Here is a 26269-nt window from a genome sequence, read left to right on the forward strand (position 1 = left end):
GCAACCAGTCACCCCCAGTATCCACACCACAACGCCGCCATAGAGCCCGCGGCGTAGGCAGCCTAGACGTGACCCATTGCACCAGGGTGGCAATTGGATGGAGAGCGCCTGCGTCGCGCCGTTCAACACTGCAACCTCTTGAGCCCTCAGCTCAGCACCACACTCGACAACCGCCGGCGGTAGGTTGCCACCACCGGGTCTTCGGGCGGGATCTGGCCCTCGGCGACCTTGGGCTTGGGTGCCTCGATCAGTTCGAGGATGGCAACGTAGGTCTTGCGGGCGATCTCTTCGCTCCACGCCTTGTCGCGCATGAGGATTTCGAGCAGCTCGTCCATGGCGTCGGTCCAGCGCTGCTGGGTGATGAGCCAGCGGGCGCGGGCATAGCGGGTGTCAAAATCCCGCTTGTTCGCGGCGATTTTTTCCTCAAATCCGGCCTCAGCGCTAGTGTCATATGCGCCAGACGCTACAAAATCCAGAGCATCCATCCAGGTCTTGAGGGCCCCCAGCTTGCGCGACATAGCAGCCTTGGCAATCACGGGCGCAAAAGCCACCTTGGCATCGTCCTCGCGCCCCAGTTGCAGCAGCAGCTTGACGTAGTCAAAGCGCGCGTCATCGTTGGCGGGGTCGGTCACGACGGCATGCTGCAGCTTCTCCAATGCGGTGCCGGTATCACCTTCGGCCAGAGCTTCCTGCGCCTCTTCTTCCTCGGCCTCGGCCACCATCTCTTCAGCGGTGGGGACGTGCTTGTCGAGGAAGGCGCGCACCTGGCCTTCGGGCAAGGCGCCCATGAAACCATCGACAGGTTGACCGTTCATCAGCAGCACGCAGGTAGGAATGCTGCGGATTCCGAACATGCCCGCCAGCTGCTGTTCCTGGTCGGAGTCGATCTTGGCGAGCTTGAAGCGGCCCGCGTATTCCGTCTCCAGCTTCTCCAGCACCGGCCCCAGGGACTTGCAGGGGCCACACCAGGGCGCCCAGAAGTCCACCAGCACGGGCACGTTCATCGAGGCGGCAACCACCTCGGCTTCAAAGTTCTCTACGGTGACGTCAATCATGATGGTGTGGGGCCCGAGGCCTATGGAGCGGTTTGCGCGCTATTTTGGCCCATCGAAACAGCCCCACACCCGCCAGGGAGGCGCAAAAAGTAAAATCGCGGGTTCTACCTACAGCGGCTGGGCAGGCAAGGCCTGCCGGCCAGCACCTTCCACACCATGAAACCCATCCAGATCGGCGTGGTCATGGGTTCCAGCAGCGACTGGGACACCATGCAGCATGCAGTGCAAATCCTTGAACAGTTCGGCATCGCGCACGAGGCCCGCGTGGTGTCGGCCCACCGCATGCCCGACGACATGTTTGCCTACGCCGAGGCCGCCGCCGGCCGGGGGCTGAAGGCCATCATCGCCGGTGCCGGCGGTGCTGCCCACCTGCCCGGCATGATCGCCGCCAAGACCACCGTGCCCGTGCTGGGCGTGCCCGTGGCCAGCCGCCACCTGCAGGGTGTGGATTCGCTGCACTCCATCGTACAAATGCCCAAAGGCATCCCCGTGGCGACGTTTGCCATCGGCACCGCCGGTGCGGCCAACGCCGCCCTGTTTGCCGTGGCCCTGCTGGCCAATGAGAGCCCCGAGCTGCGCCAGCGCCTGGAAGCCTTCCGCGCCGAGCAGACGGAAGTGGCCCGCAACATGACCCTGCCGCCCGCCGCATGAGCGCCGCCATGCAACCCTTGCTCCCCGGATCGACGTTGGGTGTTCTGGGTGGCGGCCAGCTGGGCCGCATGTTCGTCCACCAGGCCCAGGCCATGGGCTACTTCACGGCCGTGCTCGATGCCGACCCCACCAGCCCTGCCGGGCTGGTGAGCCACCACCACATCCAGACAGGTTACGAAGACCCGCAGGGCCTGGCCGAGCTGGCCCGTCTGTCGGATGCGGTGACCACCGAGTTCGAGAACGTACCCGCCGCTGCACTGGCCACCCTGGCCGCGCAACGCCCCGTGTCGCCCGCCGCCAGCGCTGTGTCGGTGGCGCAGGACCGCGCACGGGAGAAGGCGCACTTTGTGGCCTGCGGCGTGCCCTGCGCGCCGTATGCGGTGATCGAAACGGCAGAACAACTGACCGCTGTATCGACCGACCTGCTGCCAGGCATTCTGAAAACGGCCCGCATGGGCTACGACGGCAAGGGCCAGGTGCGCGTGAAGACGCCCGCCGATCTGGCCGCCGCCTGGGATTCGGTCGGCCAAGTGGCCTGCGTGCTGGAGAAGATGCTGCCGCTGCAGCTGGAATGCTCCGTCATCGTGGCGCGTGGTGCCGATGGGACGATGGTGCACCTGCCGGTGCAGCGCAACCTGCACCGCGACGGCATCCTGGCCGTGACCGAGGTTTATGAAGGAAATCTGCCGCAAGCGCTAGTGGATCAAGCGGTAGCCGCTGCAAAATCTGTAGCAGAAGGCCTGCAGTATGTGGGCGTGCTGTGCGTGGAGTTCTTCGTGCTGCAGGACGGCAGCCTGGTGGTCAACGAGATCGCACCGCGCCCGCACAACAGCGGTCACTACAGCCAGAACGCCTGCGATGTGTCGCAGTTCGAGCTGCAGGTGCGCACCATGGCCCGCCTGCCGCTGACGCAGCCGCGCCAGCACAGTGCCGCCGTCATGCTGAACCTGCTCGGCGACCTGTGGTTTGCCCACGGCGACGCGGCGCAGACCCCGCCCTGGGCCCAGGTACTGGCCCTGCCCGGCACCCAACTGCACCTGTATGGCAAGCGCGACGCCAAGCGCGGCCGCAAGATGGGGCACCTGAACATCACCGCCGCCACCCCCGAGGCTGCGCGCGCCACGGCCCTGCAGGCCGCAGCGCTGCTGGGCATCGAGCCCTTCTGAGCCAGGCTGTTTCCATGATTCTCGACGGCAACGACCCCCAGGCCATCGCCACCGCTGCACGCGCAGTGCGCAGCGGCGCCCTGCTGGGTCTCCCCACCGAAACGGTATATGGCCTCGCAGCCGATGCCAGCAGCGATACCGCCGTGGCGCAGATCTTTGCCGCCAAGGGGCGGCCCAGCGACCACCCGCTGATCGTGCACGTGGCCAATGCCGAGGGCATTGCGCATTTCGCCAGTGAAGTGCCCGGCTTTGCACAAAAGCTCGTGGATGCCTTCTGGCCCGGCCCGCTCACGCTCATCCTGCCGCGCTTGCCCGGCGTAGCCACCGCCGCCACCGGCGGGCAGGACAGCGTGGGATTGCGCTGCCCCGCACACCCCGTGGCCCACGCCCTGCTGGTGGCCTGCGCAGCCGCTGGCGACAGCAATGAGGCCGGCGGCCCTCCCGTGTGGGGCGTTGCAGCCCCCAGTGCCAACCGTTTTGGCCGCGTGAGCCCCACCACCGCCCAGCATGTGCAGGACGAGCTGGGCGCCGACCTGCTGGTGCTGGACGGCGGGCCCTGCGATGTGGGCATTGAAAGCACCATCGTGGACTGCACGCGCGGTGTGCCGGTGCTGCTGCGGCCCGGCGCCATCACCCGGGCGCAGATTGCGGCCGCTTGCGGCATGGCCCCGCTGTCCAAGGAAGACCTCCCCACGGCCACACCCCGCGCCTCGGGCACGCTGGAGGCCCACTATGCCCCCAGCGCCAAGGTGCGGCTGATGGACGCGAAGGCACTGCAGACCAGCCTGGACCTGCTGGGTACCGATGCCGCCCACATTGCGATCTATGCCCGCGCTGCGTTGCGCAGTCGGTCCTCCAAGCTGGTCATGCGGCGCATGCCCGATGACGCGGCTGCCACGGCGCAGCAGCTGTTCGCCGTGCTGCGCGGTTTTGACGACGAGGGCGTGAAACTGATCTGGATCGAGACCCCGCCGGCGAGCCCCGACTGGGAGGGCGTGCGCGACCGCCTGCAGCGCGCCTCCGCCGCCTGACACGACACGATGGCGCCGCTTTACATCCGTTGACTTTGCGTCGTTAAACTACCCCCCACTTTTCTGGAGAAATACATGGCAGCAAATTGGATGCGCCGCACCATCATGGTCGCCGCATGTGCGTCGGCCGCGTTGCTCGCGGCCTGCGGTTCCAGCACCACCGAATCGGCCATCTCGCCCCAGCGCTTTATTGCGTTCGGCGACGCCATGAACGATGTGGGGCAAAACGGCTCGCGTTACACCGTCAATGACGGCAGCGTCAACAACTGGACCCTGCAACTGGTGGCCAACTACGGCAAGTCGCTTACCCCGGTCTCCGCAGGCGGCCTGAGCTACGCCACTGGCAACGCCCGCGTCAGCGCCAAGCCCGACGCCGCAGGCAATGCCAGCACCCGGACCGTCACCGAACAAATCGATACCTTTCTGGCCAGCGGCAGCTTTGCGGCCACCGACGTGGTGATCGTGAGTGGCGGTATCAGCGACGTGATCGCCGGTATGGCCGCTGTGAACGCAGGCACCCAGACCCAGGACGCCATGGTGGCCGCCGCCCGCAAGGCCGGGGAGGACCTGGCTGCACAGGTGCGCCGCTTGGTGACGGCGGGCGCCAAGTATGTGGTGGTGACCGGTACCTACGACCTGAGCAAGACCCCCTGGGCCAAGACCATTGGCCGCGAAGCCCTGCTGAGCAACGCCAGCAGCCGCTTCAACGAAGGCCTGCTGGTGGGCATCGTGGACCTGGGCGCCAACGTGCTGTACGTGGACTCGGCCTACTACGTGAACCTGTACACCAGCGTGCCTGGCAACTACGGTTTCAACAACTCCACGGCGGCAGTGTGCACGTCGGTGGATGCGACCAACGGCATCGGCATTGGCGCAGGCCAGGTCAACTCGGCCCTGTGCACGTCCTCCACGCTGCTGTCGGGTGCCAATGCCACCTCGTTCGTGTTTGCTGACACTGTGTACCTCACGCCGTCGGCCCAGCGCCAGTTTGGCACCTACGCCTACGACCGCCTGCGCGCACGCTGGTAAGCCGGCGCGCTCCGCGCTCCACCCAGCAAAAAAGCCGCCCACTGGGCGGCTTTTTTGTGGGCCATGACCCGTCCTACCCGGCGTTGACACATGGACCTTTCAAAAAGGGCATGTGTCATGGAATCAAGTGTCAAACGCACGCAGCGCGACTACACACTGGCCTTTAAGTTGGCGGTGGTGGAGCAGGTGGAAAAAGGCGAGCTCACGTACAAACAGGCGCAGCAGCGCTACGGTATCCAGGGCCGCTCGACGGTTCTGGTCTGGCTGCGCAAGCACGGTCGCCTGGGCTGGAGTCCTGCGGCATCATCTGCAGCCATGCCGATAGACAAGAAGAACACTGGGGCTCTCACGCCCGAGCAGCAGATCAAGGCCCTGCAGGTGCAGCTCGCACAGGCGCAGGAGAAGGCCAGGCTATTCGAAGCCGTCATCGACGTGCTGCGCAAGGACTACGGGGTGCGCGTCGTAAAAAAGCCTTTGGGCAAGTCCTCGCGCAAAACCTTGTCACAGGGTTGAGCGTGAAGAGGGCTTGCCAGCACATGGGCCATAGCCGGCAGGCGTATTACCAGGGCAGGCGCCGCCAGGCCGATCGCCTCGCGAACGCGCAGGCGGTGGTGGAGTTGGTGCGCGAGCAGCGCATGCGTCGGCCACGCATCGGCACGCGTAAGCTGCACTACCTGCTGCAGGAGCCGCTGCAGCGCTGAGGCATCGACTTGGGCCGCGATGCAATGTTCGACGTCCTGCGCAACGCCAGGCTGCTGGTGGCGCCCCGGCGGGCGTACCACAAGACAACAGACAGTCACCACCGCTTCCGGCGCCATCCGAACCTGCTCAAAGCCGGGCCACAGCAGGTTCGCGCCAGCGCCAGCGAACAGGTCTGGGTGGCTGACATCACCTACCTGCCCACACACGGCAAGTTTGTTTACCTGAGCCTGGTCACGGATGCTTATTCCAGAAAGATCGTCGGCTGGCACGTGCATGAGAGCCTGCAGACCGAGGAGGTGGCGCAGGCCATGAAGATGGCGCTATCGGGGCGACAGAGCAGTCGGCAGCTGGTGCACCACTCCGACAGGGGTATCCAGTACTGCTCGACGTATTACCAGGCCCTGCACAAGCGCCATGGCGTGATCTGCTCGATGACGGACGGCTACGACTGCTACCAGAACGCGCTGGCCGAGCGGGTCAACGGCATTCTGAAGACCGAGCTCTTGTTGCAGCGCCCTGCGGATCTCGCCCAGGCCAGACGCATGGTCGAGCAGTCGGTGCGCATTTACAACTGCGAGCGGCCACACCTATCGCTGAAAATGCAAACGCCCGATGCGGTGCATCGGGCGTCGTTGGCCGGATAGTCCGGCTGGAGTTTTAAACCGTCCTGGGTGTCAACGCTATTCAGGACGGGTCACCATCGATCTGCCCCGGATGAAGGTCAGAACCGATACACCACGCCCAGCGCCACCACATTGGGGTTGAGCTTGACGTCGATGGTCTGGCCCGTGGACAGGGTGTTGCGGGTCTTCACGAAGGTCTTGTAGTACGCCACGTCCAGCGACCACTGGTCGTTGAGCGCAATGCTCACCCCCACCTGAGGCGTGAGGCCAAACCGCGATTCAGCGCTCAGCGTGGTGGGACGGGAGGGGCTGCCGCCGGTGAGCCCTGTCAGCGCTGCGGTGCCGCGCTCCTTGAAGAACTTGGCGTAGGTCACGCCCAGGCCCACGTAGGGGCGCACCCGCGCATTGGCCTCCAGAAAGCGGTACTGCGCGAACACGGTCATGGGCAGCACCTTGACCTCGCCGATCTTGCCCACGCCGCCGATGGCTCCGGCGCCCATGATGTCGTGCTTGAAAGGCAGCGCCAGAGGCACGTCCACCGCCCAGTGGTCGGTGAGCATGTAGGTGATGCCGCCAGCCAGCTGCGTGTCGGCATGCACGTCCACCTTGGTGCCCGTGAAGCTGGGCGCGGACAGGTCGCCACTGGTGACCTGGGGCGCGATTTGCGTGGCGCCCGCGCGCACCAGCCAGCTGCCTGCGGTTTGCGCCTGGGCACCGCCGGACAGGGTGAGCGCCAGTGCGGCCACAACGCCAGCCAGGGAAGGGGTGATGGTTTTGTTTTGCATGGTGTTTGAACCCTTCAACAGCCGATTACAGCCAACCCGCACGGGCCAGCGAACGCGATACCAACTGGCTGACCAGCTGGTGGCCATACGGCGTGGGGTGGAAGCTGTCGGAGAACGCGTAGGTCTTCCACCAGTCCGCGCCCCCCGTGGCGCCTGCGGGTGGTGTCTGCGCCGACAAGGCAGCGGCCGTGCAAGTGGGGAAGGTATAGCTGGGCAGGCCGTCAGCACCTTGGCCGGTGATGGGGCACGCGGTGTTCTTGGCATTGGTCAGCCCGAACTGCGCGGGGTTGGCCACCTGGTCGTTGAACGAGGTGTAGAAGTCCACCACCACCACCTTGCTGTTGCCCGCAAAACGTTTGGCCAGTTGGGCGTTGAAGGCTTCAAGCCAGGCCTTGAGCAGCCCCTGCACTTGCGCGCTGGCGGCGGCGCCGGCCGACGCCGTGATGCCACCGAGCACCTGTTGCAGACGCGGCGTCTTGTCGATGGCGGGCATGTTGAGCACCGCCACACGCTGCGCGCCCTTGCTCAAGGCATTGGCTTCGATCGCGTCGTGGAACTTGTCGGCCAGCGCCACCATGTAGGCGCCGCCCACCTGGGCCTGGCCCGTAGCACCGCCCGCCAGGCCGGCGTTCACCGTGGCCGCTGGCAGCAAGGTGGACAGCAGTGCGCCGAAAGCCTTGCCGCCATCCTTGGAGGCCAACAGGTAGGCACCGATGAGGTCCGCAGCGTCGTTGCCACCGCCGTCGATCAGCAACAGGTCCCCCGCGCTGAAGCCGTCGGCCCCTGCATCGGTCAGTTGCTTGACGATGGAGACAGGCGACGCGGGGGCCGTGAAGTTGTTGATGCGCCCGCCGCCAATGGCGTAGTTGGTACAACCCGCCGCTGTGTTGAACGCGCTGCCAGTGGACACATAGCGGGGGCAGAGCGTGTTTGCGTAGCTGCTGGCCACCAGCTCGGGCCAGATGGGTGTGGACGCTGGGCCTGTGGGCGCACTGCCCTGCACCGTGAACTTGAAGCCAAACGTGCCGCTGTCGGCAATGCTGTCACCCATGACCTTGACCGTCTTGATGGGCGCCACTGGCGAGGTGTCGGCACCGCCGCCCCCACACGCCACCAGCAGCGATGCTGCCGCCAGAGAAACCCACAAAGCCTTGCGCTGAAAAACCATCGGTATCACTCCTGTTATCGTAAAAATAGAACGACCGTGCTATTCCTCGCAAATCATATTCGCCAACAAAAAAAAGCCCCACCGGGTAAACACCGGTGGGGCTTAGGTGGCGGGTTCTAAAAGCCTGTGGGGCCCGTTCAGCGCTTAACACAGGCATCACGGCTGTCATTTGACGGTGTCGAACACGGCCTTGGCCTGCGCATGGCAGAACGGCGGCTCGTAGGTGCCGTGGTAGCTGCCGTAGTAGGTGGCAAAGGCTGCCGAGTTAGGGTCGGTGGGCGCCTTGCCGCCAGGGCCGTAGGTGGCCTGGATGGCAGCGTCCACATCGACTGTGTTGACGTTCGTCACACCCCGGCTGTCAAAGTCGGCTTTCATGACGACCATGTGAACGGCCGGCGGCACGGTGGGGTCGCCAGCACCGCCACACAGCATCACACGCGCCTTGGGGGTCCAGCCCAGCAGGTCGTTCTTTTTGGCGGCCAGGTACAGCGGGTGGGTGGTGCTGGTCTGGGAGCCGGTGATGAACGCCGACTGGAACAGCGCGTCGCGCGCCTGGTTCGGTGTGCCCGACGGCAGCGTGCCCGTGGTCACCAGGGTGGTGTAGTTGAGCGTGGGGTTGGGCAGCAGGTTCTCGATGTAGCCGGAGTACGGCGCCTTGAACACATCCTTCACGTCGGTATAGACGTTGCCATAGACCTTCTGCCAGGACGTCACGAGGTAGGGCACAAAGAACTGCACGCCCGCGATCGCGTCCGGAAGGCGCAGCGAGCCCGACAGGTTGTAGGGGCCTGCCAGGTGCGCGCCTGCGACCACATTGAATTCGTTGCCGTAGTCCCGCTCGGCTGCGCGCTGCGCTGCCATGGACGAGTGGCCGCCCTGCGAGTACCCGGTGAACATCACCTTGCCAGACAGCGTGGCCCCCACAGTGCCCGCCGCATTGCGTGCAGCACGCACCGAGTCGATGACCGATGTGGCTTCCGAGTCGGCATGCAGGTAGGGGTGATAGCTGTAGCCCGACTTGGCAAAGCCCAGGTAGTCGGTGGCCACCACGGCATAACCCTGCGCGGCGTACATGGCCGCCAGCAGGAAGGTTTCGTTGTCCTGCGGGTTGGCCAGGGTGCGGGGCTTTTGCACATCGGTGCCCTTGGCATAGGCCACCAGGGGCGCTGCGGTGGTGCAGGCGCCGGCAGGCACCAGCATCACGCCCGAGGCGTTGGTGTTTTCGCCGCTCTTGGCACCCACGGTCGCATAGTTCAGCGACACCACCTTCACATCGCACTTGGCCTTGCCGCTGATCGCCTGCAGGCCGCTGCTGGCCGTGGCCGCGTCGATCTGCGCCACGGTGAGCGTCGTGAGCGTGGCGGGGGGGTCGATCAGTGCGCCGCGCGCCGGGTCGTCAGAGCCACCGCAGGCGACAAGCAGGACCGCTGCAGCGGCCACACAGGTAAGGCGGAAATAGGTCATGGATGGATACCTCGGTCAGTGAAGAACGACGCATCGTGCGCGCACCTGCGCTGCAGCATCCATAGGGGATAACGCGGGAGGACGGGCGCCGCCAGACACCTAGGCGACAGCGCGCGCAGGCCTGTTAGACCAGTCAGTCGGGACGGCGCACGCCGTACAAAACCTTCATGCCCAGGATGGTGCCCGCGAGGGCCAGGGTGATGGCATTGGCCACCACGATGGGCCAGGCCGCCAGCGCCAGGCCGTAGGCCAGCCACAGCGCGACCCCCACGGTAAAGACGCTGTACATGCCCAGCGAGATACCGCTCACGTCCCGCGTGCGAAAGGTGTGCAGGGCCTGCGGCACGAAGCTGCAGGTGGTCAGGCAGGCGGCCAGGTAGCCGATCAGTTCATGGAGTTGCATGGTGGGGAAAACGCAGGGCAGCAGCGATTATTCACTGCTCGCGCGCCGTCCAGTCGATGAGGCTGTCGAGCACGGGCCGCGCTGCCCCTGCATTGGCGTGGTTGACCACCGCCACCAGCACATAGCGGCGCCCGCTGGCGGCATGCACATAGCCTGCCACAGCCATCACGTCGCGCAGGCCGCCCGTCTTGAGGTGGGCGGTGCCAGCACGGCTCTGGCTGCGGCGCAGCGTGCCGTCCACGCCCGTGATCGGCAGCGACGCCACCAGCTCGGGCATCACGGGCGATACCCAGGCCACCTGCAGCATGCGGGCCAGGGCCTGTGCGGTCAGGCGTGCGTCGCGGCTGAGCCCGGCGCCGTTGTCCACCTGCGGCAGGTCGGCATCGCCCATGCGGGCCTGCCACCACTGACGCAGCACCTCGCGCGCGCCGTCGAATGTGGCCACGCCATTTTTTTGCAGCGCCAGGGTCAGAAACACCTGCTGCGCCATCACGTTGTTGCTGTACTTGTTCACGTCGCGCACCACCTCGGCCAGTGCAGGGGATGGGACCACAAACGCGGGCTTGAGGCCCGGGGGCACCTTGCCGTCACGCACGCTGCCCGTGAGCTTGCCACCCAGTTCGCGCCACATGCCCTCCACCGCCCTCGCCGCAAAGCCACGCGGGTCGGCCGCCGCCACCGGCCACACCCGCTCGCCACACGCAGCGGGGTACACGCCCTGGAAAGACACCTTGGAGGGGTCCGACAGCTCCGCTCGCAACGCAGTGCGCCAGTCGCCACAGTCGGCGCCCGGCGCCGCCAGCGCCACGGTGGGCTGGCGCTGCATCCCGGCCAGAGGCGGGTCGTACTGCACGCGCGCCAGGCCGGCGGCCGCATCGGGCACAAAGGTCATCACCGACGATTTGTAGTTGAGCAGCAGGGCGTCGGGTGAGGCGTTGTAGGGCCGCAGCGGCTCGCCATCAAACCGTGCCGGGTCCTGGTCGGGCACGTCGAACGCCGTGCGGTCCAGCACGATGTCGCCCACGATGACCTGGATGCCCTGGCCCTGCAGCCGCCGCATCAGCAGCCACAACCGCTCCATGACCAGCTTGGGGTCGCCCTGGCCCTGGATGTAGACATTGCCCCGCAGGCTGCCGTCCTGCACCGTGCCTTGCACATACACCGGCGTGTTCCAGACATAGGCAGGGCCCAGCTGCTCCAGCGCCGCATAGGTGGTCACCAGCTTCATCACCGACGCGGGGTTCACAGGCACCTGGGCACGGTGTGCAAGGCGCGGGCTGGCCTTGCCGGCAGCTTGCGCGTCCACCACCACCACCGACAGGGACTCGCGCGGCAGCTTGGCGCGTGCCAGGGTGGCCTCCACCTCGGGCGGCAGCGAGCCAGCTGGCGGCCCGCCCGTCTGCGCCCCCGCCAGGCCCGCCCCGCCTGCAGCCACTAGCCACGCAGCCCCACAACCCACCACACCACGCAGCACACGGCGGCGCCAAAGAGCAGAAACAGACAACATGGCGGGGAGTCTATCGCCCGCGCACCCGCACCAGGCCCCGCACCAGGCCCCGCGCCAGCACGGCATGCGGCGGGCGCCGATAATCGCGCGATGCGTTTTTCTCCCCGCACCATCGGCCTGCTGGCGGCCGTGGTTACCGTCACCATCTGGACGGGCTTCATCATCATCGCCCGCGCCTCGGCCCAGCGCACGCTCACCCCGTTCGACATCGCACTGCTGCGCATTGTGGGCGCCAGCCTGGTGCTGCTGCCCTGGGGCTGGTGGATGGTGCGACGGCGCCAGACAGCATTGGAGGCCTCGGCACCGCCGTCCAGCCTGGCAGGCATCTCCCCCTTGCCCTTGCGCACCACGGCGCTGCTGGGCAGCTTTGGCGGGCTGCTGTACGCACTGCTGGCCTATTCAGGGTTCTTCCATGCACCGGCCACCCATGCGGCGGTGCTCATGCCGGGCAGCTTGCCGCTGTGGACGGCGCTGCTGGCCGCCTGGTTGCTGCGCGACCACATCACGCCGCTGCGCGCTGCAGGCCTGGCGCTGATCGTGGCGGGCGACCTGCTGGTGGGCGGGCGCAGTCTGCTGGCGGCGTTTTCGGGCGGGGACGTCTGGAAGGGCGACCTGCTGTTCATGCTGGCCGCGTCGTCCTGGGCCACCTACAGCGTGCTGGCGCGGCGCCACGCGGTCGATGCGGTGCAGGCCACCATCGCCATCACCGCGTTTGCCTGCATGGTGTACCTGCCCAGCTATGCGCTGCTGGTCTGGCTGGGTGCAGTCACCAGCCATCTGGCCCAGGCGCCGTGGAGCGAGATCGCGTTCCAGATGCTGTTCCAGGGCGGGGGCTCCGTGGTGGTCTCGGGCATTGGCTTCACGCGCATGATCCAGCACTATGGCCCCGTGCGCTCCACCATGATCACAGCCCTGGTGCCCGGCCTGTCGGCCATCGGCGCAGTAGTGTTTCTGGATGAGCCGATGCACTGGAACCTGGTGGCCGGCCTGCTGCTGGTCACCGCCGGTATCCTCGTGGGGGTGCTGCGCAAAAGCCAGGCCCCCGCAGCCGCTGCCAAAGCGGCGTCCTGAGCGCCTTTGTCCCGGCCGCGCCACCCCCTACCTCCTAACCCTGCCCATGAATCTGCTTGCCTTTGACACCAGTACCGACACCCTCTCCATCGCTGTGCAGCATGGCGATGGGGTCTGGCAGCACCAGGGGCCCGGGGGCGCGCAGGCCTCGGCGGCGCTGATCCCTGCGGTGCGCGCGCTGATGGCGCAGGCGGGCCTGACGTTCGACACCTTGGACGCGGTGGTGTTCGGTCGCGGCCCCGGCTCGTTCACCGGGCTGCGCACCGCCTGCGCCGTGGCCCAGGGCCTGGCCTTTGGTGCCAAGGGCGGGCAAGGAGTGCCCGTGCTGCCGGTGGACACCCTGCTGGCCGTTGCCGAGGAGGCCCGCCTGCAAAACGGCTGCACCCAGGTGGTGGCGGTGCTGGATGCGCGCATGGACGAGGTTTACCACGCACGCTGCGAATGGTTGCCGGGAGAAGCCCGCTGGCAGGCGGACGAGGACTTCGGCCTGGGCGCCCCCGAGTCGGTGCAGCCCCCCACAGGCTGGACGGTGGCAGGCAATGCCCGCACGCCCTATGGCGACCGGCTGGCGCCAGCCGCCTCACACGTCACGGCCTTACCCACCGCCACGGCCCTGCTGCGCCTGGCACCCGCCCTGATCGCTGCGGGCCAAGCCGTGGCGGCGGGCGATGCCCTGCCGCGCTACATCCGCGATAAAGTGGCGCAAACCACCGCCGAACGGGCCGCGCTGCGCGCCGCCCAGGCGGCGGCCACTCCCTGAGATGTGGTGAATGAATCCCCCATGAGCGCACTGCCTACTTCTTCTGCATTGCCGCCCGGCGCCAGCACCGCCCGCCCCGAGGCGCGCTTCGAGACGCTGACCTTGGCCCGGCTGGATGCCGTGCTGGCGGTGGAACAGCGCGCCTATTCGCACCCCTGGACCCGTGGCAACTTCACCGACGCGCTGGCGTCTGGCTACGAGGCGCAGCTGCTGATGGCGGACGACCACCTGCTGGGCTACTTTGTGGCCATGATGGGGGTGGACGAAGTGCACCTGCTCAACATCACCGTCACCCCCGAATACCAGCGCCAGGGCTGGGCCCGCGTGCTGCTGGACGCCCTGGCCCTGTGGTCACGCGGGCGCGGGGCACAATGGCTGTGGCTGGAGGTGCGGGCGAGCAACCTGCGCGCCCAGCAGATCTACCAGACCCACGGATTCCGCCGCGTGGGCGACCGCAAGCGTTACTACCCCGCAGCACACGGACAGCGCGAAGATGCCGTGGTCATGAGCCTGGCGCTCTGACCCCGCACCGCACCCCGTACCTGCTGAACCACCGATGGCCTGTTTTCTTTCCGTATGAGCCTCCACCTCGATGCGCGACAGCGCGCCATGCTGCAAGAAATGGGCGTCACCGTGTGGGGCCCCTCCCCCGCCCAGGAGGCCACGGCGCAGCCTCCGGCAAGCGCTCCCTCAGCCCTTGCGGCCGTGGCGGCATCTGCCGTCGCGCCGCCGCGCGCACAACCCCAGGCGCCGTCTCCTGCGCCTGCCGAGCGCCCCCCAGCGCCCCCAGCCCACACCACCAGCCGCAGCACATCGCCGGCTCCTGCACCGGCCACCACAGGCCCTGCCGCGCCCGCCCTGCGGCTGCACCCACCCCAGGCGCTGTACCCCACCGCCGACCCGGCGCAAACGCCCTCCGGGCTGGGCCGGGGCTGGCTGATCGTGGCCGAGAGCATGACGCCCGCCGAGCCCCTGGGTGGCGATGCGGGCCGCCTGCTCGACAACATGCTGCGGGCCATGCAATTGCACCGGCACCCGCGCGTGTTCCTGGCGGCACTGGAACGGTCTGCGCCCGGCACGGAAGCCAGCGCCGACATCCCGGCCACCCTGGCCGAAGCTGTGGCCCAGCTGCAGCCCGCCATGGTGCTGGTGCTGGGCCATGTGGCGGCACGCGCGGCGCTGGGCCGGACCGAGCCCCTGGGCCGCCTGCGCGCGGGCCCGCATGTGCTGGCCGGTTGCCCGGCGGTGGTGACCTACGACCCCGCCTTTTTGCTGCGCTCGCAAGACAACAAGGCCGCCGCCTGGGCCGACCTGTGCCGGGCGCTGGCCATGGTGCGCAGTGCCGAGGCCGGGGGCTGAGAGCCTGTTGGCAGGGCCCCAGCCCCCTTCCATGCCCCCCGCCGGACCGGCGAGATCATCGCCCGGTGCCATAATCCGCCGCTTGCCTAATTTTTACGGAGACAGCTCCTTGGAAACCTACCCGAGTTGGTAGCTTTCAGCTCCCGGCGCATTGGACTGCTGTGGGGTTGAAAGCACCCCTACCCCCACACCGCAGACGCCAAAAAACAAGGGAGTGAGCCCATGCTCAACATCTTTACGCTCGCCAATGGTCGGCTGTTCCAGGAAGAAATCGAGTCCCTGGAAGAGCTGACCAAGTTCCAGCCGATCTGGGTGGACCTGGAAGCCCCCACGCTCGAAGAGAAGCGCTGGATCAAGCAGCACTACGGCCTGTCCATCCCCGAGGATGCGATGGACGAGGACATCGAGGAATCCGCCCGCTTCTACGAGGAAGACAACGGCGAGCTGCACATCCGCAGCGACTTCTTGATCGATGACGACGAAGACCCCCGTTCGGTGCGCGTGGCCTTCATCCTGAACCAGCACAACACCAACCTGAAAAGCCGGGGCGTGCTGTTCTCCATCCACGATGAAGACGTGCCCGTGTTCCGCCTGCTGCGCATGCGCGCACGCCGCGCGCCCGGCCTCATCGAAGATGCCAAGGAAGTGCTGCTCAAGCTGTTCGACGCCGACGCCGAGTATTCGGCCGACACGCTGGAGAACATCTATGACGAGCTGGAGGCCGTGAGCAAGCAGGTGCTGGCGGGCGATGTGACCGACACCCGCGCCGGCGAGGTGCTGGCCGCCATCGCGCGCCAGGAAGACTTGAACGGCCGCATCCGCCGCAACGTGATGGACACGCGCCGCGCCGTGAGCTTCATGATGCGCTCCAAGATGCTCAACTCCGAGCAGTTCGAGGAAGCGCGCCAGATCCTGCGCGACATCGAGTCGCTGGACAACCACACGGCGTTCCTGTTCGACAAGATCAACTTCTTGATGGACGCCACGGTCGGTTTCATCAACATCAACCAGAACAAGATCATCAAGATCTTCTCGGTGGCCAGCGTCGCCTTGCTGCCGCCCACGCTGATCGCCAGCGTGTACGGCATGAACTTCAAGTTCATGCCCGAGCTGGACTGGTCGCTGGGCTACCCGTATGCGCTGGGCCTGATGCTGGCGAGCGCGCTCGGGCCCATGTGGTACTTCCGCAAGCGGGGCTGGCTGAAGTAGCCCCCCCCTGTGGCGCTGCGCGCCTTCCCCCCGAGGGGGGACGCCTCCAGCGGCCCGGCAAAGCCGGTTCCGCGGTGGCGCTGGTAGAGCGTCGCACCGGCTTTAGAGCATTGTGGCCAATGGGATGCGCCGGAGTCCTCTTTAGAGGGAAAATCTGCCGCAAGCGCTAGTGCAACATGCCTTAGCCGCTATCAATTTCATAGTTTTTGTAAAAACGACAGCACCATGTGCTCGGCGTACCGGCTGGCCACGGTCTGCACGAATTGGGCGAAGTCGCCGTGTGCGTCGTCGTCGGCGCGGTCGGAGATGGTGCGCACCGCGGCAAAGGGCAGGCTGTAGTCATGGCACACCTGGGCGACGGCGGCACCCTCCATCTCCACGGCCAGCACATCGTGCCCGGCCGCGCGCAGGGCGGTGCACAGGCGCTCGGACTCTTGGGCGGTGGCCACAAAACGATCGCCGCTGGCCACCAGGCCCTGGTGCGCCTGGTGGGCACCCCCATGGATATTTTTCAAGCCCCAGAGGCTGCTTGCGCTAGTGACGCATAGGTTGGCAGCTTCCAAAAGCATAGCAGTCAGTACCGGATCGCACGCCAGGCGGGTGCGTGCGTAGCCCGGCAGCTCCCACCGAGGGAACAGCGGCGAGGCATCCACGTCGTGCTGCACATAGTCTTGCGCCACCACCACATCGCCCCGGTGCACCCCATCGCCGACACCACCCGCGACGCCCGTGAAGACGATGCGCGCTACCCCAAAATGTTCGATCAAGGCCGTGGCCGTGGTGGCAGCGGCCACCTTGCCGATGCCCGACAGCGCCAGCACCACCGGGCGGTCGTGCAGCTCTCCGCGCCAGAACGCGCGGCCGGCGTGCATCAGCCGCTGCGGGTGCGCCAGCTGTTGCACCAGCGAGCTCTGTTCTTCGGGCAGCGCACTCAGGATGGCAGTGCTCATGCAAAGGTCCTCGGGGTCATGTCACGGGGCCACAAAACACCCGCGCCACCCTGGGCAGCGCGGTCGCAAAAAAGGCGGCCGAAGCCGCCTGGGGATTGTGACGTGCCAGCAGGCCGCGTCACTTCTTGTCGCGCAGTTCGCGGCGCAGGATTTTGCCCACCGGGGTCTTGGGCAGCTCGGTGCGAAACTCGATCACCTTGGGCTGCTTGTAACCCGTGAGCTCGTGGCGGCAGAACTCCTTGACCTGCGCTTCGGTGAGCGCCGGGTCCTTCTTCACGATCACGAGCTTCACAGCCTCGCCGGTCTTTTCGTCGGGCACGCCAACCACGGCGCATTCGAGCACGCCAGGGCAGTTGGCCACCACTTCTTCGACCTCGTTGGGGTACACGTTGAAGCCGCTGACCAGCACCATGTCCTTCTTGCGGTCCACGATCTTGAAGAAGCCGCGCGCATCCATCACGCCGATGTCGCCCGACTTGAAGTAGCCGTCTTCGGTCATGACCTTGGCGGTTTCATCGGGGCGCTGCCAGTAGCCGGCCATCACCTGAGGGCCCTTGATGGCGATTTCGCCCGGCTCGCCCAGCGTGGTGACCTCACGGCCTTCATCGTCCAGCAGCTTCATGGAGGTGCTGGGCAGCGGCACGCCGATGGTGCCGGTGTATTCGGTGCTGGTGGTGGGGTTGCAGCTGGCCGAAGGGCTGGTCTCCGACAGGCCATAGCCCTCGCAGATGGGGCAACCCGTCTTTTCGAGCCAGAGCTTGGCCACAGCGCCCTGCACCGCCATGCCGCCGCCCACCGAGACCTTGAGGTTCTTCCAGTTGACAGTGTTGAAATCGGGGTGGTTGGCCAGGCCGTTGAACAGCGTGTTGACCGCCGGGAAGCTGTGGAAGGTGTGCTTGGACAGCTCCTTGAGCACCGCAGGCAGGTCGCGCGGGTTGGGGATCAGGATGGTCTTGCCGCCCGTGCGCATGCTCAGCATCATGTTCACGGTGAACGCGAAGATGTGGTACAGCGGCAGCGCGCAGATGCTGGTGGGCTGCTCACCTGCGGGCACCTTCTTCATCACGGGCTCGTTCCAGGCCTCGGACTGCAGCACGTTGGCGATCACGTTGCGGTGCAGCAGCACCGCGCCCTTGCTCACCCCCGTGGTGCCGCCGGTGTACTGCAGCAGCGCGATGTCGTCCGGCTTGATGTCGGGCTTCTTGAGGGTGCCGCGCGTGCCCTGGGCCACGGCGTCATTGAAGCGCACCGCACCCGGCAGGTTGTAGGCGGGCACCATCTTCTTGACGTTGCGCACCACGTAGTTGACCAAGGTCCCTTTGAGCAGACCGAGCTGGTCGCCCATGGCGCACAGCACCACGTGCTTGACGGGCGTGTGCGCGATGCACTGCTCCAGCGTGGTGGCAAAGTTCTCGATGATGACGATGGCCTTGGCGCCCGAGTCCTTGAGCTGGTGCTCCAGCTCGCGCGGCGTGTACAGCGGGTTCACGTTGACGACCACGAAGCCCGCGCGCAGCACGGCCGCCACGGTCACGGGGTACTGGGGCACGTTGGGCATCATGATGGCCACGCGGTCGCCCTTGACCAGCCCCAGGCCCTGCAGATAGGCCGCAAACGCGCTGGAGAGCGAATCGGTCTGGGCGTAGGTCACGTCCTTGCCCATGAAGCTGTAGGCCACGCGGTTGGCGTACTTCTTGAACGCCTCGTCCATCAGCGCCACAAGGGAGCTGTACTGCGTGGTGTCGATGTCTGCGGGAACACCTTGTGGATAGGCGGCCAGCCACGGGCGGTCGGTCATTGGGATTGTCTCCTGGTAGGTTTTATGGGGGTCCTGCAAGCACGTCGATGTTTTTCAGCACGATCGTGCTTTTATTGTGGAGGAATTATGCCCGTCAGCTCTTGAGCGCGGTCAGTACCTCATCCAGCATTTTCTTGGCATCGCCAAACAGCATGCGGTTGTTGTCCTTGTAGAACAAGGGGTTGTCCACTCCGGCATAGCCCGAGGCCATCGAGCGCTTCATCACGATGGAGGTCTTGGCCTTCCACACTTCGAGCACCGGCATGCCAGCGATGGGGCTGGACGGATCGTCCAGCGCGCTGGGGTTCACGATGTCGTTGGCGCCAATGACCATGGCCACGTCGGCATCGGGGAAGTCCTCGTTGATCTCGTCCATCTCCATCACGATGTCGTAGGGCACCTTGGCCTCGGCCAGCAGCACGTTCATGTGGCCGGGCATGCGGCCTGCCACGGGGTGGATGGCAAAGCGCACATCCACGCCCTTCTCGCGCAGGGTCTTGGTGATCTCGTACACCGTGTGCTGCGCCTGGGCTACGGCCATGCCGTAACCGGGCACGATGATGACGCTCTTGGCGTCGCGCAGCAGCTCGGCCGTCTCAGCGGAGCTGACGGGTACGGCCTCGCCCTGCGGCTCGGCAGCTTCGCCCTTTTTGGCGGGCGTGCCCGCGCCCGAACCAAAGCCCCCCGCAATCACGCTGATGAAATTGCGGTTCATCGCATTGCACATGATGTAGGACAGGATGGCGCCCGAAGAACCCACGAGCGCGCCGGTCACGATGAGCAGGTCGTTGGACAGCATGAAGCCCGTGGCCGCCGCCGCCCAGCCCGAGTAGCTGTTGAGCATGGACACCACCACCGGCATGTCGGCACCACCAATGGCCATGACCATGTGGATGCCGAACAGCAGCGCGATCACCGTCATCACCATGAGCGGCACCATGCCTTGCTCGACGGTCTCGGCGCGCAGGAACTCACGGCCAAACCAGATCACGATCAGCAGCGCGGCCAGGTTGAGCCAGTGGCGGCCAGGCAGCAGCAGCGGCTTGCCGCCGATCTTGCCGTTGAGCTTGCCAAAGGCGATCAGCGAGCCACTGAAGGTGACCGCGCCGATCAGGATGCCGACATAGATCTCTACCTCGTGGATGATCTTTTCCGCGCCCTGCAGCTGGATGGAGGTATCGACATAGCTGGCAAACCCCACCAGGCAGGCGGCCAGACCTACCAGGCTGTGCATGAGCGCAACCAGCTCGGGCATCTGCGTCATCTTGACGACCTTGGCCGCATAGAGGCCAATGCCGCCGCCAATGACCAGCGCACCGATGATCCAGGCCACGCCCGCCGGGCTGACACGGGGGCCAAACACGGTGGCCAGCACGGCCAGCGCCATGCCGACCATGCCGAACAGGTTGCCCCGGCGGGAGGTTTCAGGATTGGAAAGCCCACCCAGGCTCAGGATGAACAAAATGGCCGCGCCCAGGTAGGCGACGGTAGCGAGACTTTGGGACATGCTTTGTGCTCCTCGTTGTTCTTGTCGTTATCGGATTACTTGCGGAACATCGCCAGCATGCGGCGCGTGACCGCAAAGCCGCCGAACATGTTGATGGCCGTGAGCACCAGGGCCGCAAAGGCGAGCCACAGGATGAGGCCGTCAGGTCGACCGTTCACCCCCGCATCGGGCGGCGCAATCTGCACCAGCGCACCGATGGCGATGATGCTGGAGATGGCGTTGGTCACGCTCATCAGCGGCGTGTGCAGTGCGGGCGTGACGTTCCATACCACCATGTAGCCGATGAAGCAGGCCAGCACGAACACCGTGAAGTGCCCCAGGAAGGCCACGGGCGCGTAGGCACCGATGGCCCAGAACAGCACAGCCAGCACGGCAAAAACGATGGTCAGCGTCTTGGCGGACATGGGTGCGCCTGTGCCGTGGCTCGATTTCTTCTCGGCCACCGGGGCTGCCGCCTTGGGCGCGGGTGCCGGCGCCTGCTTGAGCGGCGGCGCAGGCCAGGTGATCGAGCCTTCCTTGACCACAGCGAGGCCGCGGATCGCGTCGTCCTCCATGTTGACCACGGCCACGCCGTCCTTGGCCTTGCACAGCTCCTCCGTCAGGCGCAGCAGGTTGGTGGCATACAGCGTGGACGACTGCTTGGCCAGGCGCGAAGCCAGGTCGGTGTAGCCCACAATGGTCACGCCGTGGCGCACCACGGCCTCGCCGGGCACGGTCAGTTCGCAGTTGCCGCCCTGCTCGGCCGCCATGTCCACGATCACGCTGCCGGGCTTCATGCTCTGCACCATTTCAGCGGTGATGAGCTTGGGGGCGGGTTTGCCGGGGATCAGCGCGGTGGTGATGATGATGTCCGCGTCCTTGGCCTGCTCCGCATACATCTTGCGCTGCGCAGCCTGAAAGCCTTCGCTCATGACCTTGGCATAGCCGCCGCCGCCCGAGCCTTCTTCTTCGTAGTCCACCTTGACGAACTCGCCACCCAGCGACTTGACCTGGTCGGCCACTTCGGCGCGCGTGTCGTTGGCGCGCACGATGGCGCCCAGGTTGGCGGCCGTGCCGATGGCCGCCAGGCCCGCCACGCCAGCGCCTGCGATGAACACCTTGGCCGGTGGCACCTTGCCTGCGGCCGTGATCTGGCCGTTGAAGAACCGGCCAAAGGCGTTGGCCGCCTCGATGACGGCGCGGTAACCGCTGACCCCTGCGGTGGAAGTGAGCGCGTCCATCTTCTGGGCGCGCGAGAGCGTGCGCGGCAGGCAGTCGATGGCCAGCACCGTCGCCTTGCGGGCCGCCAGCTGCTGCATCAGTTCGGGGTTCTGGGCGGGCCAGATGAAGTCGATGAGCGTCGTGCCCTCGCGCATCAGCGCCACTTCATCGCTGCTGGGCGGGCGGACCTTGAAGACGATATCGGATGCAGCCCACAGCGCGGCAGCGTCGCCCACGATCTCGGCGCCCGCAGCGCGGTAGGCGTCGTCACTGAAGTTGGCGGCATCCCCTGCCCCCGACTCCACCGTGACAGTGAAGCCCAGCTTGATCAGCTTCTCCACCACATCGGGCACGGTGGCCACGCGCTTTTCACCGGGAAAGGTTTCCCTTGGCACGCCGATACGCTGCGGCTGCGGGACGGGGCTTGTCTGCATCAGAGGTCTCCTCGAGTTTCGTAATCGTTATGCAAGGCCGCCAGGCAGGGGAGGACTGGCGCGCTAGGGTTTGGATGTGGGCGCAGGGAACGGGAAGGGCGGAACGGCCAGGTGGCCGTCCACCATGCCGGAGCTCAGGCGCACGGCCTGGGCCAGGTCACGCCCCCATTGCAGCGCGGGTCTTCCCGCCACAAGGAACTCCTCGTTATTGCGCGTAGCCGGACGCAACAGCCGCTGGTCCACCAAGGCATCGACCTTCACCCAGGCACCCGCCTCCGTCACATAGCGATAGCTCAGATAGGTATAGGGCTGGGTCAGAGTGATCTGGCGGGTGCTGAGCCACTCGACAAGGTCCGGCCGGTTCTTGTCCAGCCACTGGGAACTGCTTCCCCATCGCTTGAGGCGCAGACAGTCTGCGCGCACAGGACTGCCTGCAGCGCCGTCCTCCACGGTGACGTCCTGCTGGGTGGGGCAATAACCGATGCCTTGCGGAGAACCACTCAGGTCTCCTGCGCGGTTGGTCTGCACGCGCAACACGGCCAGCCAGTCTCCCTGCGCATTCCGCAAGCCCACATCGCGGGTCTGGAGCGCAATACGTCCTCCGGAGCCTGCAATGGCTTCCTCGGAGGTACCCAGGTCCTGCCAGGCCCCCGGCGGCAGTACAAGGCGGGCACGCCCGACTGGATATTCGGACTTGGGAGGAACGGTCAGGGGCGCGCACGCCACCGTGAACACCGTCACAGCCAACACAGGCAACAGCCGCCGGAACTTTGAAATGGTCAGAGTCATAGAGAAAGGTTCATACGAATTCGCCTTCAATCATCCCACGGCACCCAAGTCCGTCCCTCGACGGCTTCTGCCATGCAACAACCAGCGCGGTGTAGCTGGTGAAAAATGTGTTGAAAGCGCCCTGGTATCGGACACTTCTTGCGGCGCTGCCGGTGGGCAAGCTGACCGCGAGCTTACATGAAGAAAATCTTGTCGCTGTCGCCTTTGTCTGCAGTAGAGGGAACTCCCCAGTCTCCCTCCGCAAACAGGCAAAAAAAAGCCTGGCAGCACAAAGCAGCCAGGCTGGGCAGCGGCCCCGCAGGGCCTGGTGCCAACGATCAGTTCACCACTTGGGCCAGCGCACCCGAGGCGTACTGGGCGGCCACGGCCTGCAGGCTCAGGCCCTTGATCTTGCTGCCCTGGCCTTCGCAGCCGAACTCCAGGTAACGCTGCTTGCACACCTGCTTGGCCGCTTCGCGGGCGGGCTTGAGCCATTCGCGGGCGTCGAACTTTTCGGGGTTTTCAAACAGGAACTTGCGCACTGCGCCCGTCATGGCCAGGCGAATGTCGGTGTCGATGTTGATCTTGCGCACGCCGTGCTTGATGGCTTCCTGGATTTCCTCGACCGGCACGCCATAGGTTTCCTTCATCTTGCCGCCGTACTGGTTGATGATGGCCAGCAACTCGGCGGGCACCGACGAGGAGCCATGCATCACCAGGTGGGTGTTGGGAATGCGCTGGTGGATTTCCTTCACGCGGCTGATGGCCAGGATGTCGCCCGTGGGCTTGCGGCTGAACTTGTAGGCGCCATGGCTGGTGCCGATGGCAATGGCCAGGGCGTCCAGCTGGGTGGCCTTCACAAACACGGCGGCTTCTTCGGGGTCGGTCAGCATCTGGCTGTGGTCGAGCTTGCCGACCGCACCAATGCCGTCTTCTTCGCCCGCATCCCCGGTTTCGAGATTGCCCAGGCAGCCCAGTTCGCCTTCGACCGTGACGCCCACCTTGTGCGCCATGTCCACCACCTTGCGCGTCACTTCAACGTTGTAGTCGAAGGACGAAGGGGTCTTGCCGTCTTCCATCAGCGAGCCGTCCATCATCACCGAGCCAAAGCCCAGGTCGATGGCACCCTGGCAAATCTTGGGCGAGGTGCCGTGGTCCTGGTGCATCACCAGCGGGATGTGGGGGAAGGCCTCGACCGCCGCCTGGATCAGGTGCTTGATGAAGGGTTCGCCCGCGTACTTGCGTGCGCCAGCGCTGGCCTGCAGGATGACAGGAGCGCCCACTTCGTCCGCAGCAGCCATCACGGCCTGCACCTGCTCCAGGTTGTTGACGTTGAAGGCAGGGATGCCATAGCTGTTGGCAGCGGCATGGTCGAGCAGTTCGCGCATCGAAACGAGGGGCATGGTCGTGGGGTCCGTGGTGGGTTGAAGAAGGAGGGTGCGAGGCGCTGTAGCACCTGGCAACGCGGCGGTAACCGCTTGGTAACTCGCAATTTTAACCGGGGGCCGACACGGAGGGCGATGGCAAATCCAACCGGTAGCAGGTGGTAAAGGGCGCCGGTGCTGGGGCTGCGCCAAAGTGCCCCCCGTGAATGTCCGCCACGCGGCGCAGGATTTCGTGCCCCAGATGCAGGCTGTCCACCGGCACCGCCGCCGCACGGCCCGGTGCGCCGCCGGCCTGCGGGCGCGCCCCGTCATCACACACCTGCAGCCACACGCCACCAGCGTCCGCCATGCCCAGCTGGACGGCGATCTGGGTGCCTTCGGGCGTGTGCTTGAGCGCGTTTTCCACCAGATTGCGCACCGCGATGTCCAGCAACACGGCATGGCCGGGCACGGTGAGCGCGGGCGGGGCCGACAGGGCCAGGTCGTCGCCGCGTTTCCACGCCGCCTGGGCATAGTCGGCGCACACCGACCGCGCCAGTGCGCTCAGGTCCACGGGCGCCTTGGCTTCGTGCAGCTCGGCCCGGCTGGCGCGGGCCAGGGCCAGCAGCTGGTTGAGAACGTGACCCGCACGCAGAGCATCCTGACCGATGCGCGCCAGCGACTGGGCCCGGGCCTCTTCCGTCAGCTCCCCCGCCAGGGCGCTGGCCTGCAGCGCGATGGAGGACAGCGGCGTGCGCAGCTCGTGCGCCACCTCGTTGGCCAGCCGGCGCTCGCGCACCATGGCGACCTGCTGGCGGTCCAGCAAAGTGTTGATCGACGCCACCACTGACTCGAACTCGCTCCAGGCATGGCGCGATGCCAGGCGCTGTGCGCTAGCCGGGTCCAACGCCGCCACATCGGCCGACAGCGCGTACAAGGGCCGCAAGCCCCGCCACAGCGCGAGCCCCAGGGCCAAAGACACCACAGGCAGCAACCACAGACCGGGCTCGATCAGCTGCCCCGCGATGTCATCCGCCAGCTCGTCCCGCTCGCGCAGCTCCAGCATCACCATGATCTTGCGGGTGCGCCCCGCATCCCATTGCGAAAAGCTGCGCCAGGCCACCTTGTCGGGGCCCAGCGTGAGGTCGGCAAACCCCTCGGCATCGCTGAAAGGTGGCTCGGGCACCGAGCCTGTGATGGACAGCACCCGCCCCTGCGCATCCCACTGCACCACGCTGATGGTCTGCTGGTAGTCGTGCGACTTGAGCCAGGGCGTGGGGGTGCGCTCGGTCCGTTGCGGGCCCTCCATGGCCTCGGTGGCCCGCAGGTTGAGCAGCAGCGCGGCCACACTGGCCAGGTGCCCGTCGGTCAGCTCGTCGGCCTCATGCACACCGGTCTGGTAGCCAATGAAGACGAAGCTGCCCCAGACAATGGCCAGCGCCCCCAGGGACCAGAGCAACAGCTGCCGGGTGAGCGAGGGGCGGCGCCCCGATGCGGGACGAGAAACAGGGGGCGCGATCATGCAGGCTTTTCCTGCGGCATGAAATAGCCCACTCCGCGCATGGTCTGGATCGAGGCACTGCCCAGCTTGCGGCGCAGGTGGTGGATGTGCACCTCGACGGCATTGCTCTCCACGGCAGCATCCCAGCTGTACAGGCGCTCCTCGATCTGCTGGCGCGACAGGACCCGGCCGCGCGCCTCCAGCAGCACCAGCAGCACCGAAAACTCGCGCGGAGACATTTCCACCGGCTTGCCTTGCTGGCGCACCGTGCGGGTCGCAGGGTCCAGCTCGATGTCGCCCAGGCGGATGGTGGGCGACGCCCGCCCCGCCGCGCGCCGCAACAGGGCGCGCAGGCGCGCGTCCAGCTCATCCACATCAAACGGCTTGGTCAGATAGTCGTCAGCCCCCTGGTCCAGCCCCGCAATGCGCTGGTGCACCTGGTCGCGCGCGGTGACGATGAGGACGGGCGTGGCGGGGTCCGGCAAGGTTGCTGATGCGGCGCCGGTGGCGGGAGGGCTCAGGCGCAGGCGCCTGAGCAGTTCGCTGCCGTCTCCGTCTACCAGCCCCAGATCCAGCAGCACCGCGTCAAAACGCTCGGCGCGCAAGGCGCTCCAGGCGCTGGCGACGCCATCACTGACATCCACCGCATAGCCGCGCTGTTGCAGGTTGCTGCGCAGGCCACTGGCTATGCCCGCATCGTCTTCGACCACGAGTATTCGCATGCGGGCATTGTCGCAGCCCATCAGACAGGGGAGTGACAGTGA

General features: G+C 66.3%; 23 protein-coding genes and 1 pseudogene. 10 read left to right on the forward strand and 14 right to left on the reverse strand.

Features of this window, described 5'->3' with window-relative positions:
• Positions 1 to 146: 146 nt before the first annotated feature.
• The gene (trxA, locus tag C8C95_RS07990) at positions 147 to 1055 is read right to left on the reverse strand and encodes a thioredoxin (RefSeq protein ID WP_116748212.1); all 909 of its coding nucleotides are present in this window, start codon (positions 1053 to 1055) and stop codon (positions 147 to 149) included.
• Positions 1056 to 1211: 156 nt separating this feature from the next.
• Between trxA and purE the strand changes: the two genes are divergently transcribed.
• From purE to C8C95_RS08015, 5 genes and pseudogenes are all read left to right on the forward strand, one after another.
• Positions 1212 to 1706 (forward strand): 5-(carboxyamino)imidazole ribonucleotide mutase, encoded by a 495-nt coding sequence (gene purE / locus C8C95_RS07995; RefSeq protein ID WP_055395445.1) that lies wholly within the window; start codon positions 1212 to 1214, stop codon positions 1704 to 1706.
• Positions 1703 to 2872, forward strand: a complete 1170-nt coding sequence (locus C8C95_RS08000) for a 5-(carboxyamino)imidazole ribonucleotide synthase (RefSeq protein ID WP_116748213.1) — start codon at positions 1703 to 1705, stop codon at positions 2870 to 2872. Before purE ends, C8C95_RS08000 begins: the two co-directional genes overlap by 4 nt.
• A 14-nt stretch (positions 2873 to 2886) precedes the next feature.
• Complete coding sequence (locus C8C95_RS08005) at positions 2887 to 3903, forward strand: L-threonylcarbamoyladenylate synthase (RefSeq protein ID WP_116748214.1); 1017 nt, start codon at positions 2887 to 2889, stop codon at positions 3901 to 3903.
• A 75-nt stretch (positions 3904 to 3978) separates the two neighbouring features.
• Positions 3979 to 4932 (forward strand): SGNH/GDSL hydrolase family protein, encoded by a 954-nt coding sequence (locus tag C8C95_RS08010; protein WP_116748215.1) that lies wholly within the window; start codon positions 3979 to 3981, stop codon positions 4930 to 4932.
• Positions 4933 to 5049: 117 nt separating this feature from the next.
• Positions 5050 to 6278: pseudogene (locus C8C95_RS08015) on the forward strand (IS3 family transposase).
• A 77-nt stretch (positions 6279 to 6355) separates the two neighbouring features.
• On the opposite strand, the gene C8C95_RS08020 reads toward C8C95_RS08015, so the two are convergent.
• From C8C95_RS08020 to dacB, 5 genes are all read right to left on the reverse strand, one after another.
• Positions 6356 to 7042, reverse strand: coding sequence for an OmpW family outer membrane protein (locus tag C8C95_RS08020; protein ID WP_116748216.1), 687 nt, complete (start codon positions 7040 to 7042; stop codon positions 6356 to 6358).
• Between the two features lie 25 nt (positions 7043 to 7067).
• Complete coding sequence (locus tag C8C95_RS08025; RefSeq protein ID WP_116748217.1) at positions 7068 to 8210, reverse strand: SGNH/GDSL hydrolase family protein; 1143 nt, start codon at positions 8208 to 8210, stop codon at positions 7068 to 7070.
• A gap of 165 nt (positions 8211 to 8375) precedes the next feature.
• Entirely contained in the window at positions 8376 to 9674 is a 1299-nt protein-coding gene (locus C8C95_RS08030) for a lipase family protein (protein WP_116748218.1), read from the reverse strand.
• Between the two features lie 133 nt (positions 9675 to 9807).
• Positions 9808 to 10077: a SemiSWEET transporter gene (locus C8C95_RS08035; protein WP_015016142.1), complete on the reverse strand. Its 270-nt coding sequence runs from the start codon at positions 10075 to 10077 to the stop codon at positions 9808 to 9810.
• 31 nt (positions 10078 to 10108) lie between these two features.
• Positions 10109 to 11584 carry a D-alanyl-D-alanine carboxypeptidase/D-alanyl-D-alanine-endopeptidase gene (gene dacB, locus C8C95_RS08040; protein ID WP_116748219.1) on the reverse strand — a complete coding sequence of 492 codons (1476 nt, stop codon included), beginning with the start codon at positions 11582 to 11584 and terminating at the stop codon, positions 10109 to 10111.
• Between the two features lie 90 nt (positions 11585 to 11674).
• On the opposite strand from dacB, the gene C8C95_RS08045 reads away from it, so the two are divergent.
• The 5 genes from C8C95_RS08045 to corA all read left to right on the forward strand — a co-directional run bounded on the left by C8C95_RS08045 (position 11675) and on the right by corA (position 15983).
• Positions 11675 to 12655 carry a DMT family transporter gene (locus C8C95_RS08045; RefSeq protein WP_116748220.1) on the forward strand — a complete coding sequence of 327 codons (981 nt, stop codon included), beginning with the start codon at positions 11675 to 11677 and terminating at the stop codon, positions 12653 to 12655.
• Between the two features lie 46 nt (positions 12656 to 12701).
• Positions 12702 to 13415 (forward strand): tRNA (adenosine(37)-N6)-threonylcarbamoyltransferase complex dimerization subunit type 1 TsaB, encoded by a 714-nt coding sequence (gene tsaB / locus C8C95_RS08050; RefSeq protein ID WP_116748221.1) that lies wholly within the window; start codon positions 12702 to 12704, stop codon positions 13413 to 13415.
• Between the two features lie 21 nt (positions 13416 to 13436).
• Entirely contained in the window at positions 13437 to 13937 is a 501-nt protein-coding gene (gene rimI / locus C8C95_RS08055) for a ribosomal protein S18-alanine N-acetyltransferase (RefSeq protein WP_015016146.1), read from the forward strand.
• Positions 13938 to 13991: 54 nt separating this feature from the next.
• Entirely contained in the window at positions 13992 to 14774 is a 783-nt protein-coding gene (locus tag C8C95_RS08060; protein WP_243415652.1) for a uracil-DNA glycosylase family protein, read from the forward strand.
• A 222-nt stretch (positions 14775 to 14996) separates the two neighbouring features.
• A complete protein-coding gene (gene corA / locus C8C95_RS08065) occupies positions 14997 to 15983 on the forward strand; it encodes a magnesium/cobalt transporter CorA (RefSeq protein ID WP_015016148.1) in 987 nt (328 codons plus the stop codon).
• A 197-nt stretch (positions 15984 to 16180) separates the two neighbouring features.
• On the opposite strand, the gene C8C95_RS08070 is transcribed toward corA, so the two are convergent.
• The 8 genes from C8C95_RS08070 to C8C95_RS08105 form a co-directional block, all read right to left on the reverse strand.
• A complete protein-coding gene (locus C8C95_RS08070) occupies positions 16181 to 16933 on the reverse strand; it encodes a 5'-methylthioadenosine/adenosylhomocysteine nucleosidase (protein ID WP_116748222.1) in 753 nt (250 codons plus the stop codon).
• 118 nt (positions 16934 to 17051) lie between these two features.
• The gene (locus C8C95_RS08075) at positions 17052 to 18731 is read right to left on the reverse strand and encodes a long-chain-fatty-acid--CoA ligase (RefSeq protein WP_056068036.1); all 1680 of its coding nucleotides are present in this window, start codon (positions 18729 to 18731) and stop codon (positions 17052 to 17054) included.
• Between the two features lie 94 nt (positions 18732 to 18825).
• On the reverse strand, positions 18826 to 20238 hold the full coding sequence (pntB, locus tag C8C95_RS08080) for a Re/Si-specific NAD(P)(+) transhydrogenase subunit beta (protein WP_116748223.1): 1413 nt from the start codon (positions 20236 to 20238) through the stop codon (positions 18826 to 18828).
• A 35-nt stretch (positions 20239 to 20273) separates the two neighbouring features.
• A complete protein-coding gene (locus C8C95_RS08085) occupies positions 20274 to 21872 on the reverse strand; it encodes a Re/Si-specific NAD(P)(+) transhydrogenase subunit alpha (protein ID WP_108497541.1) in 1599 nt (532 codons plus the stop codon).
• A gap of 63 nt (positions 21873 to 21935) precedes the next feature.
• Complete coding sequence (locus C8C95_RS08090; RefSeq protein WP_116748224.1) at positions 21936 to 22661, reverse strand: hypothetical protein; 726 nt, start codon at positions 22659 to 22661, stop codon at positions 21936 to 21938.
• A gap of 317 nt (positions 22662 to 22978) precedes the next feature.
• Complete coding sequence (fba, locus tag C8C95_RS08095) at positions 22979 to 24043, reverse strand: class II fructose-bisphosphate aldolase (RefSeq protein WP_116748225.1); 1065 nt, start codon at positions 24041 to 24043, stop codon at positions 22979 to 22981.
• A gap of 91 nt (positions 24044 to 24134) precedes the next feature.
• Complete coding sequence (locus C8C95_RS08100; protein WP_116748226.1) at positions 24135 to 25526, reverse strand: histidine kinase dimerization/phospho-acceptor domain-containing protein; 1392 nt, start codon at positions 25524 to 25526, stop codon at positions 24135 to 24137.
• Positions 25523 to 26227 carry a response regulator transcription factor gene (locus C8C95_RS08105; protein ID WP_110960958.1) on the reverse strand — a complete coding sequence of 235 codons (705 nt, stop codon included), beginning with the start codon at positions 26225 to 26227 and terminating at the stop codon, positions 25523 to 25525. The genes C8C95_RS08100 and C8C95_RS08105 overlap by 4 nt, the downstream gene beginning before the upstream one ends.
• Positions 26228 to 26269 lie beyond the last annotated feature (42 nt).

Source organism: Acidovorax sp. 99 (assembly GCF_003096455.1).
GTDB classification, from domain to species: Bacteria; Pseudomonadota; Gammaproteobacteria; order Burkholderiales; family Burkholderiaceae_C; genus Acidovorax; species Acidovorax delafieldii.